We start from the raw sequence: 10,879 nt of genomic DNA, 5'->3' as shown, positions 1-10,879 counted from the left end.
AAAAGAAGTCTCCTGGAAGTATTTGTTGATCCTGATGATTCGCGTACAATGTCCTTCCCCCAAGTGCACGGTTTTTTGCTCAATCCGCTCAAAATCCATGCACTTTAATTCGACAAATCGTGCCCGAAATCCTTGCTGCAACAGGGTTTTTAGTTTATTCAGCAGCCCCTAGATAGTCAACGCTTCGATGACATTGTTGAGCTGTCGCAACAGGTTCGAAGTTTCCTCCGTGAGAAAGTTGTATCGACTGGTGTTGACATCGAATTAGAATCGCCGCTACATTACATACACTATCGTTATGACGCCGAACCCATTCCGCTTTTTCCTGGTATGTATCTTACCCACCCTGCCTTTATCAGCAACCGCGCAGTCGGACCTGAGGACTACAATTTGTTTAAGACGTTGAAATTCGAATTGTTAACTGCGGACAGTGTTAATTTCATGGTTAGTTTTGTGAAGTGGTCAGGATTGCAATTATTATGGCGGTCTTTTCTGGAACTCGAACGCAGGCAAACTCCGGTACGGATTCTGACCACGAACTATTTGCATATCACGGAGCCCAAGGCATTAAGGAAACGTACTTCTCTGAACAATGTAAAACTAAAAATGTTTGTGGCAGAGCGCGAATCTTTTCATACAAAGGCGTATCTTTTTGAAAGAAATTCAGGTCTCAACACAGTTATCATTGGTTCGTCTAACCTGTCCAACTCAGCTCTCCGTTCGGGCCACGAGTGGAATGTAAAGCTCCCCAGTGCGTCGCATATTTCTGTATATTCCAGTGCTGGAAATCAGTTCGAAGAATTGTGGACTAATAGTCACTCGCAACCTGTCACAGACGAACTGTTGGCCATATACGAAGAGAAATACCATCAGGAAAGACAGTACACAAGAACTGCAGATCCTTCACCACTGCGATCCCTGGTTTTCAGAGAAGAGAATTGTGACGAAGTCGCAGAACTGGAACTGGCGTACTCAGCCCAATCTTCCGCTGAGGCGAACATCTCGCCAAACGAGATGCAAAAATCCGCATTAGCTGCATTGAAACGGACGCGAATGGATGGTAACACAAAGGGCGTAGTTGTTGCAGCAACTGGAACGGGGAAGACGTTTTTATCCGCCTTTGACGCACAGGCTTTCCAGGCAAAATCTTTGCTGTTCTTGGCCCACCGAGATGAGTTGTTGGAAGGCGCCAAAAACACGTTTGTTAATGTCTTTGGGGACGTCGACATGTGCGGAAAATTTACCGGGACTGAACGTCAGTGGGAGAAGCCCTTCTTGTTCAGCACGGTACAGACCATGCATCGAGAGGAGAATCTCAGACTTTTTCAGCGGGATCGTTTTGATTACATTGTGGTGGACGAGTTTCACCACGCGCAAGCTGAAACTTATCGAACCGTGTTGGATTACTTCCAACCCAAATTTCTTTTAGGGTTAACCGCGACGCCGGAGCGCATGGATGGCCGAGAGGTGTTAGAGCTGTGCGACTATAACCTGGTTTATGAAATTCGTCTCCGGGATGCTCTGGCAGGGGGGCTTCTAGCGCCGTTTCATTACTTCGGATTGGCCGATCCGACCGTAGACTATGATGATATCGAACAGCGCGGGGGGCAATTTGATGAACATGCTTTGGTTCGGGCCTTGCGGACACACGAACGTGTCAAATACGTGATTGACATGATGGAAACATTCGGACATGATGGCGACCGGCGTATTGCGCTTGGATTTTGCGCGACGATTGAACACGCAGAGTTCATGGCTCAAGAGTTTAATCTGAGGGGATATCGTTCTGCGGTATTGACTGGAAGAGATTCTCCAAATGTTCGCCGGGACGTTATTCGTCGCTTAGAGGACCCATTGGATTCATTGCAAATTATTTTCACAGTAGACGTTTTTAACGAAGGAATCGACGTTCCCAAGGTGAATTTACTGTTGTTTCTGCGACCTACAGAATCTGCGACTATTTTCTTGCAACAGCTAGGCCGCGGGTTGAGAAAAGCAGAGAATAAGGAATATGTTACGGTTCTTGACTTTATTGGTAACTATCAAAAATCCTTTGTAGTGCCACTAGCCTTGTCCGGACAATTTAACCACAGAGCCTTTGACAAGGATTCGCTGCGTGTAGCGGTTGAGACCGAATTCGCAGATCTACCAGAAGGTTGTGCAGTAGATTTAGAGCCTGTCTCGCGCGAGCAAATTCTAAAGAAAATTGACGAAGTCCGACTCGACCGCAATCACATGTTGATGGACTTATATCGAGAGTTTCGCTCTCTGTTGGGACGACCTCCGGAAATTGAAGATTTCTTGTACACAGAGAATGCTCCTGGACTGTATTTTTTTATTTCAAGATATAATTCATGGGTAGAAACTAAGGAGCGAATGGGCGACGCCAATGAGCGTGATCGTCAACTTCTTAATTCAATTGAGCATCTGCACCCTGTGAGACGTCTCGAGAAGATGTTTCCCCTCAAATGGCCATATGAATTTGTGATTTTGCAAGAATGCGTCCGGAGTCATGATGGGCTGACAACAATCGACGATGTACTCGGTCGATTGCTGAAGCGCTTTGGGCACGTGGTGTGTAAAGAGAGACATCGACCGTATGTCGAAAGAGCAATGCTAAGGCTCTCTGAGACTACTTCTTCTCAAGGTGTAATTTTCGGGGCTGTGGAGGGTGACACTTTCCATCTAAGTCACAATATCAGGGTACTATGGAGTGAATTCGAGGCTTACTTGAATCAGCGCCTCGAGTATGGGTTAATCGAGTTTCAAAGGACCTATAGGCCAACAGAGTTTTTTCGAAATACAGCGAGTTTGATTCTCTACCAAAACTATACGCGTAACGAATTGATTTTTCTGTTTCAAGCGAATGTTCAAGAGGGGAGTTGGAGGGAGGGAATTAGTAAGGTTCGTAATCACTACTTACTGTTCATCAACTTGAAGAAAGGCGAAAAGATGGCCGAGCACTTGCGATACCATGATCAATTTATTGATAATCAGACATTTCACTGGCAAAGTGCGAATCAGACGTCGCATGAATCGGAGCGCGGACAAGATTACGTTCATCACGATGAGCGTGGCATTCACATTCACCTGTTTATTCGTAAATTCGAAAAAATGCATGGGATGACATTGCCATTTATGTATTTAGGTGAAGTCAACTATGTTTCGAGTCACGGGAACAGGCCCATGAATACCACTTGGAAGCTAAGCCATCCAGTTCCACATGACCTGTTCATGGACTTCATAAGGTAGTATTAATCGGTGCCGGACAAGTCTTGAATGACCATTTGAACTGTGGGTAAGTCAGCCGGGGCCCAATGCAGGGTGCCTAGCCGCATCACAGGGTTCCACTCAAGTTTCTCGTGTTCCCTTGGAGAAGGTGAGCCTGAAGATATGGTGGCGTAATACGTGTAAAGGTGAACACAGACGGTAGAATATCCGTGTAAACACTCGGTTATGAACTGTCCCACTGTAATCTGACAGCCGAGTTCCTCTTGAATTTCTCTAACTAGAGCTTGTTGATGTGTCTCGCCGGGTTCAATTTTGCCGCCCGGGAATTCCCACATTCCGCCCAACGACCTATGTGCGGAGCGCAATGCGCACAGTATTTGCCGCTCGCTATTCACAATGACAGCACCGACAACTTCAATCTGCTTCATATAGGTAGCCTCCAGGGAGCACATCGGTAAGGCCATCTCGTCTCCGCATTCAAGTTCAACGAGTCACACGTGCCTGTCCTTCTCTGAATCCATGGTGGGGGTAGTACTTTGCTTGCTTCTTTTCATTTCGTACATTCTTAAGTCTGCGACGTCTAATAACAATCCGAAATCGGTTCCATTGTCTGGGTACGTTGCTAGACCGACACTCATCCCCATAGGAATAGAGATGCCTTCGTGAGACCAGCTTTGATTACAGACGTGTCTCAGTTCGGACAGTCGTATTTTCGCATGGTCCTCACTTTCGACCAAGGACAGCGCGAGAAATTCGTCTCCCCCCATTCGGAAAATAGGGAATGGGGGTGAGACGACTTGCTTCATCCGGCGGCTGTGTTCGATGAGAACTAAATCTCCAATTCGGTGGCCAAATTGATCATTGATGCACTTCAGCCCGTCTGTATCCAAGGCCAAAATGGCCAGACGTTGATGGAGGTCATTCGCCTTTTGAGACCATGTCTGAAAAGTGTCTAAGAGCACGCGTCGATTGAAAAATCCAGTCAGTGAGTCGGTTTCGGACAAATGTCGAAATGCTTCTACTTGGTCGGCAAATCCGGAGACATTTCGCACAATGGCCACAATGTGGGTGACGTTTCCGTCGTTGTCCAACAGGGGTGTGAGAAGAGTCTGGCTGGTCTCTCCCCCAAATTCATAGATAAAGCTGACGGCGTCTCGCCCGCTCGCGCATTGTTCGTAAAAGGGCTGGAGAAAATCTGCGACACTTTTATCATTCGCTTCATGAAGCGTCTTTCCATAAGCTGTTGAGTCGAGAGTAGAGGATGCCATGGCGGAACGATTCATATACTCGTAACGGAAGAGCATGCGGTCGTGCTGAAGGACAAAGACAAGGTCTCGTATGTCTTCATAAATTGATTCACGATAACGGTCGTTTCCAAGCCGCGATGCAAGAACTGCCATCGGCTCACATCCTTCGAGCAAATTTCGACAGCCTCTATTATAGCAAAAGTCAGACACAGTAGCGGAGGTACCGCGCTGTTTGTTCGAATCGAGGATGTTTCGGTTTGTAGATGGCCACGATAGAATCGACACGCATGGCCATGAACAACCGTCAGTGGCGGCAAGAGCCCGTGACAGAATGGAGGAAACTTGTCTGGATTGCAGGCGGCAAATCCCCACCGAGTGGCAATCAGGTCACTCAGATGTGCTCAGACGGGTTTCTTTCATACGCAGTAAAATGATCAGTGCTGAGATCAGCACAATTACGCCGATCATGTACAGGCTGTGCAGCATCCCAATCGTTTGACTGGTGATACCAAGCAACAGGCCTCCTATGGCATAACCACCATCACGCCATAGTCGATATACGCCGAGTACCCCACCACGTATTTCTGGCGGTGCCACGTCCGCCACTGCGGCGTTCAGGTTGGGGTACAGTAGCGCCATCCCGAGTCCCATCACCGCCGCAGTGATCATCCACCAAAGGAAAGAATGGCCCAACCCGAAAGCCAGGATGCCGAGGCCAAGTAGGGTCATCCCGGATAAAATGGGCGGTTTGCGTCCCACCACATCGGACAAAACCCCGGTGCCAAACTGCGCAAAGCCCCAGACCATCGTATAGATACCGCCGATGTACCCAATCTGTGCGATTGGCAGCCGCAAATGCGCCAAATAAAGGGGCAACATCACCCACACCAACGTGTCCGCCAACTTATTGACGAGGCCTGCCTGACTGAGTGCGGACAGTGTTGGATTGGCGATTGTCGTGGTCCACACGATGTGCACAACGCTCACCTTGGCTTTCGCCGTCTGACCCCCAGTCTGTTCGCGATTCCTTACCTCTTGCAACATATGCTCGCGCGTTTCTTTGATAACGAGGACGCTGATGCCAAATCCTAGTAGAACCACCGCGCCACCGTAGAGAAAAGGTGCCTGCACGAGCCCGAAGCGGGCAGCGATGATTCCAGTCAGGACTGTTGAAATCGCTACCCCGATATACCCGGTCGCTTCGTTGATGCCCATCGCAAGTCCTCTCTGTCTAGTTCCTACAAGGTCGAGTTGCTTGGTAACGGTCATCGTCCAGGAGAAAGCCTGGTTCGCACCCAAAAACACGTTCGCCAGCACGACAGCCGACCATGTGTGAACAAACAAAAGCAGTGCGATCATGGGGATGCCCAGTAGCCAACCGATGATGAGGACAGGGCGCCGTCCAACGGCATCCGAAAAATGACCAGCCACCAAATTCAAAATCGCTTTGGTCGCGCCAAAGGCGATGATAAACGCGAAAATGAGCGTCGCCGAAGTGATGTGGTACACGTCTCTACCGAGTAGAGGAACCACAGTACGTTCCAAGCCAACGGTCATTCCGACCAAAATGGTACTGAAGACAAGCCATAAAAACTGTTGTAGATTTGGCCGAATTCCCAGTTCCTTTGTCGTCATGGATGTTGGTACATCTCCTCTATATCGTCAGTCACCGGCTTTTTAGCCGTGCGATTGGCTTGGTTAATTTCAATACCTTCGAATATCCGGATATATGAGCGAATCATAACGTAGATAGATGGCACTGTCAATCAACTATCTCGGGTGGTTTCGACTGTCAGGATGCATCATTCGGCGAAGTGAGCATGATGATGAACTTGGGAATTTAGTGCGAATGAGGTGCCTTTGCGTAGAGTTGGAAATCAATTGGCGTCTTAGCACGGTGGTGCCCGTCCGAAGCGGTGTTGTTCGAAGCCGTGGCAGCGTTCGTCCTTATGTCGTCGCTGTCGTGGGTCAACCCCCCGGGCCGAGTTGAAACTCCTGCAATACGTTGTTCGCGCGGGCTGAAGCTATTCCATTGGCGCAAGAACTGGAGGATGCGTGCCACTGTGAGGATTGATAGGACGCTGCGGCTGCATGGTGAGCCCGTGTGGATAGCGGGGGGCGTCCAGTGTCTCATCGCCGCGCCTAGGTAACGGAGACGGGGCCGTCACTTGGCTGTTGCTCATCGTGGACTTCTCGCTCCACTCGTCGAGCCGTCGTCCAAATTCTTCAAGTGATAGACCAATGCCATTCAGTTGCTGACGCATTTCGTCCAAACTCCGCAGCTTTTGATTGGCCGCGCGCAGTTCGCGGAGTAGACGAGCCTTGCTGTAGATCTGCGGGCCGCCAGACAATGTGGAACTAGATGCTGTAGAACCAGATGCTGTGGAACGAGTGGACGTCGTTCCGGTGGAGGTGCTGGTTCTCGTTTCTGGCTGACGGCGTTTTCCTGAGTGCGCCGCGCGGACTGTTCTCTTTTGGCCGATCCGCTGGCTGGACATGCGCGCTCGCGCTTTTCTTCGGGCCTGTGGGTGATGGGGAGAACGAGTGGAGGTTTCGTTCGGCGCTATACGACCTGTGTCTTGGCGATGTGCTTCGGTGACCGGGGATTGAGGAAATCCTTTCTCCGCCTGGTTGCGTAGGCGCGCCTCTGCATCATAGTAGGCGCGGATGAGCATGGGCACCCAGCGCAGTCGTTCGAATCGAGCCACGTTTATTCCCCCCGAATCCCACATTTTCGATGAGCCTTTTATGTCAAGTGTCCTTTAGTTTCTGTCTCCTGCTTGTGCTGTCATCTTATGCATCAGAGCGGCGTGAAAACGGGGACAGATGTGCCGTGGCCCGATTTATTCTGCCTAGACAGGTAGAGGAACGGACAAGTCATCCCGTGCGACTTGCGTATTGGGGAAGATGGCAGTTGCTTCGGCCAAATAGTTGTCCATTTCGTCTGCTCGATATCTTGAGCTCAAATGCGTCACTATGAGTTTCGTGGCATTGGCAGCTTTCGCGACATTCGCTGCGTCTGCGGTGGTGGAGTGATGATAGCAGAGAGCACGACTGGCATCTCGAACCATATAAGTAGCTTCGTGCACGAGCAGGGTGGAGTCGGCGGCCAGGGCGACGCTGGCAGCGCACGGGCGCGTGTCCCCGAGAATCGTGATAATGCGACCCGGCCGGGAGGGGCCGAGAACATCTTTCGCACGAATGATTCTACCGTCGTCGAGGACTACGTCCTGCCCTGCTTTGAGTTGACCGTAGAGTGGACCCTCGGGTATCCCCCATTCCTGCAGAACGTGGTCTTGCAGCGCTCCGGGACGCGGCTTCTCCTCGAGGCGATAGCCAAATGAGGGGATGCCGTGATTTAAGCGGCGGCAGTGAACGGTGAAAGGTGGGCATTCCATCACGCTGCCCTCGTCAATTTCCACCGTTTCTACGGCGTAGGGCAAATGTGTTTCACTGAGCTCGAGGGACATCTCTACAAAGGACCGAATACCGGTTGGACCGTAAATCGTCACAGGTCCGGTTCCAGATTGAAAGCCACGGCTACTGAGCAAGCCCGGGAGTCCAAAGACGTGATCGCCATGAAGGTGTGTGATGAAAATCCGCTCTAATTTTGCAGGCTTCAACGGTGAGGCGAGCATCTGGTGCTGAGTCCCTTCGCCGCAGTCAAAGAGCCAGAAAGAAGCTGTTTCTTGTTCCATCCGAAGCGCGATGGAGGTCACATTTCTGTCCTTGCTTGGCAGTCCTGCGCCAGTTCCTAAAAAATAGAGTTCCAGTGCACTCATCTCCATTTTGGCGTTGTTTTTGGTGAACTATAAGGAAGCGCCTAGCTTATGCTTGGACCGTATCTCTGCTCCTAGCATACACCGGAGCCAGTCGACACCATACCGAGGGCATACAGGTGGAGGACTTTGGCCGTGCGGCGGTAGCGTGTACAATGTGGACAATAAGTTATTTCTGCGAATTAAAAGGAGGCGATGCGGATGTCGAGCATCGAGAGGGTCCATGTTATCTTCAAAACCCATCTTGACGTCGGATTCACTGATTTAGCTAAAAATGTCATTCAGACGTACGTCGATGAATACATTCCGCGTGCGCTCAACCTGGCAGAACAGCGGCCCGGCGAATTTCTTTGGACCACGGGCAGTTGGCTCATCCATCATTACTTGAAAGTGGCTGGTGCAGCGGATCGAAAGCGGATGGAGGAAGCGATTGAGGCTGGTCGAATCGCGTGGCACGCACTTCCGTTCACCATGCATTCAGAACTGGCAGACGAACGACTCTTCGAGTTTGGCTTGTCGCTGTCGAAAGAGCTCGACAGGCGGTTTGGCAAGCAGACTGTTGCCGCGAAAATGACGGACGTACCGGGGCACACGTTGGCCGTGGCGCGTCTATTGGCGAAAAATGGAGTGGAATTTTTCCACATTGGCGTCAATCCAGGTTCAGCCGTACCGCAGGTTCCCCCCGTTTTCCGCTGGCGCACGGCAGACGGCACGGAGGTCATCGTGGCTTACCACGACTCGTACGGGGAGGCGCTCTGTATCGAGGGTCTGCCGGACGCTCTGGTCTTTGCGCATACCCACGATAACCATGGCCCGCAGGCTGCAGAGGCTTTGGATGCGCTGTACGCGGACCTGGGTGTGCGGTTTCCGGGCGCGGAAATTGGCCCATCCACGATGGACGCTTTTGCCCGAAAGCTGGGGAAGGTCAAAGAACAGTTGCCAGTCGTCAGCGAGGAAATTGGAGACACGTGGATTCATGGAATTGGGACGGATCCGCTCAAGGTTGCGCAATTTCGCGCTCTATTGCGCTGCCGCGATGCTTGGCTCGAGGCGGGGAAATTGGCGGACGATAGCGCCATTTATAAGGAGTTTAGCGAGTGGCTGCTACTCGTGCCGGAGCACACCTGGGGCGTGGATATCAAGACTTACCTGACGGACTATGTGAACTATGCGAAAGGCGATTTTGGACAGGCTCGGAGCGCTGACAAAATACCGGTCGTTCTCGCGCCGAAAGGCTGTGAATACGTCTACGACTGGGCTCGGAAGACTCGAGACGAGAAGTGTAGCTACTCGTTTGTAGAGCAATCTTGGCAGGAGCAGCGCGACTATGTGACAAAGGCAATGCGAGCCTTGCCGCGAGAGCTGGAAGAGGAGGCGAGCGAGGCGTTGGCGGCGCTTTGTCCGAGTGCGTTGCTGGTGAGCGAATCGCGAGCGCAGTCTGAGGATAGGACGACCGGGAAGGCGACGATGACGCAAACCGAGACGGAGGTTGCCAGTGTAAAAAGACTGCCGCTGGTGGCGGGAGAGAGCTACTCTCTTGGCTTGTTTGACGCGACCTGGGACAACACCGGGGCGATATCGCAGCTCTGCGATGCGACTGGACGCGATTGGGCGGGGGGCGCCATTCGCCTTGGCGTGTATACGTACGAGGTCTTTGATGCAGAGGATTACCGCCGCTGGTATCAAGACTACTGCTCACGTGGACGAACGGAATACGAGACGTGGATTACGTGTGACTTTGGAAAACCGGGCATTGAGTCCCTAGAACCTCCAGTGCATCACCGCACAGTGGAGGCGGTGGCTCGTGGGCTCGTGCGCTGGGAGCAGGGAGACTGTGACATCGTGCGTGCAGAATTGCAACTTCCGGAATGGGCGACACTCGATGCGGGTGCTCCGGCGCAGGTTGTCGTAGAATATGCATTTTCAAAGACTTCCGAACGAATCGACATCCGTCTCGATTGTCTGCACAAAGATGCTTATCGTCTACCCGAAGCTAGTTGGTTTTCCTTTGGACTGAATGTTGACCATCCAACCAACTGGCAACTGCACAAATTGGGCGAATGGGTTTCGCCTGTACAGGTGGTCAGAGGTGGAAATCGTAATTTACATGCACTTGGACGAGGACTTCGCTATAACGGGGCCGATGGAAGCGCCTTGATTGAGACTCTCGATGCACCTCTCGTGGCAGTCGGGGCTCCAGGACTTCTCCGCTTCGACCGAACCATTGCCCAAAATCCAGGAATTTTTCACTTCAATTTGCACAACAATGTGTGGGGAACCAACTTTCCCATGTGGTTTGAGGGAGATATGAGGTATCGCTTTCGAGTCTCTTTGCTGCGTTCGACCTGAGTTGTCTGCTGCATTGGTATGGGCGAAGCGGCATGAGGGTTGTCGCTTCGCCATTGTCATCGAGGTATTCTATGGGCATAGAAATTTTTTCGAAAAGGATAGAGAATTTTTGTTGAATTGACTCAATGTTATCGTTATAATGCAGTAACAATAACTAATTCCTTGGTCGCTTGTTAACGGGCTCATCTCGAGCCGTTCTCTCGGACGCTTGAAAGCGTATGCAGGGGAAAAGTGCGGGCGACTGCTTTCTCTCAAGTCTCTTTTTGGAGAGTC

7 protein-coding genes are annotated in these 10,879 nt (G+C 51.2%); 2 read left to right on the top strand and 5 right to left on the bottom strand.

All coding sequences use genetic code 11. The features are described from left to right. The first annotated feature begins 468 nt into the window (after positions 1 to 468). Entirely contained in the window at positions 469 to 3,252 is a 2,784-nt protein-coding gene (locus tag M4I36_RS06810; RefSeq protein WP_258110980.1) for a DUF3427 domain-containing protein, read from the top strand. A 2-nt stretch (positions 3,253 to 3,254) separates the two neighbouring features. On the opposite strand, the gene M4I36_RS06805 is transcribed toward M4I36_RS06810, so the two are convergent. From M4I36_RS06805 to rnz, 5 genes are all read right to left on the bottom strand, one after another. Next, a complete protein-coding gene (locus M4I36_RS06805; RefSeq protein WP_258110979.1) occupies positions 3,255 to 3,659 on the bottom strand; it encodes a (deoxy)nucleoside triphosphate pyrophosphohydrolase in 405 nt (134 codons plus the stop codon). A gap of 63 nt (positions 3,660 to 3,722) precedes the next feature. Continuing rightward, positions 3,723 to 4,631, bottom strand: a complete 909-nt coding sequence (locus M4I36_RS06800; RefSeq protein WP_258110978.1) for a sensor domain-containing diguanylate cyclase — start codon at positions 4,629 to 4,631, stop codon at positions 3,723 to 3,725. Between the two features lie 234 nt (positions 4,632 to 4,865). Next, positions 4,866 to 6,113, bottom strand: a complete 1,248-nt coding sequence (locus M4I36_RS06795; protein WP_258110977.1) for an MFS transporter — start codon at positions 6,111 to 6,113, stop codon at positions 4,866 to 4,868. Between the two features lie 389 nt (positions 6,114 to 6,502). Next, on the bottom strand, positions 6,503 to 7,186 hold the full coding sequence (locus tag M4I36_RS06790; protein WP_258110976.1) for a hypothetical protein: 684 nt from the start codon (positions 7,184 to 7,186) through the stop codon (positions 6,503 to 6,505). A 144-nt stretch (positions 7,187 to 7,330) separates the two neighbouring features. Then, positions 7,331 to 8,251, bottom strand: coding sequence for a ribonuclease Z (rnz, locus tag M4I36_RS06785; protein ID WP_258110983.1), 921 nt, complete (start codon positions 8,249 to 8,251; stop codon positions 7,331 to 7,333). Between the two features lie 207 nt (positions 8,252 to 8,458). Here rnz and M4I36_RS06780 point away from each other — a divergent pair, with 207 nt between their 5' ends. Beyond that, on the top strand, positions 8,459 to 10,606 hold the full coding sequence (locus M4I36_RS06780; RefSeq protein ID WP_258110975.1) for a DUF5054 domain-containing protein: 2,148 nt from the start codon (positions 8,459 to 8,461) through the stop codon (positions 10,604 to 10,606). Positions 10,607 to 10,879 lie beyond the last annotated feature (273 nt).

It is taken from the genome of Alicyclobacillus sp. SP_1 (genome assembly GCF_024706985.1).
Taxonomy (GTDB): domain Bacteria; phylum Bacillota; class Bacilli; order Alicyclobacillales; family Alicyclobacillaceae; genus Alicyclobacillus_I.
The sequence above is the reverse complement of the archived record's forward strand: the minus strand, read 5'-3'. Positions and strand labels throughout refer to the sequence as shown.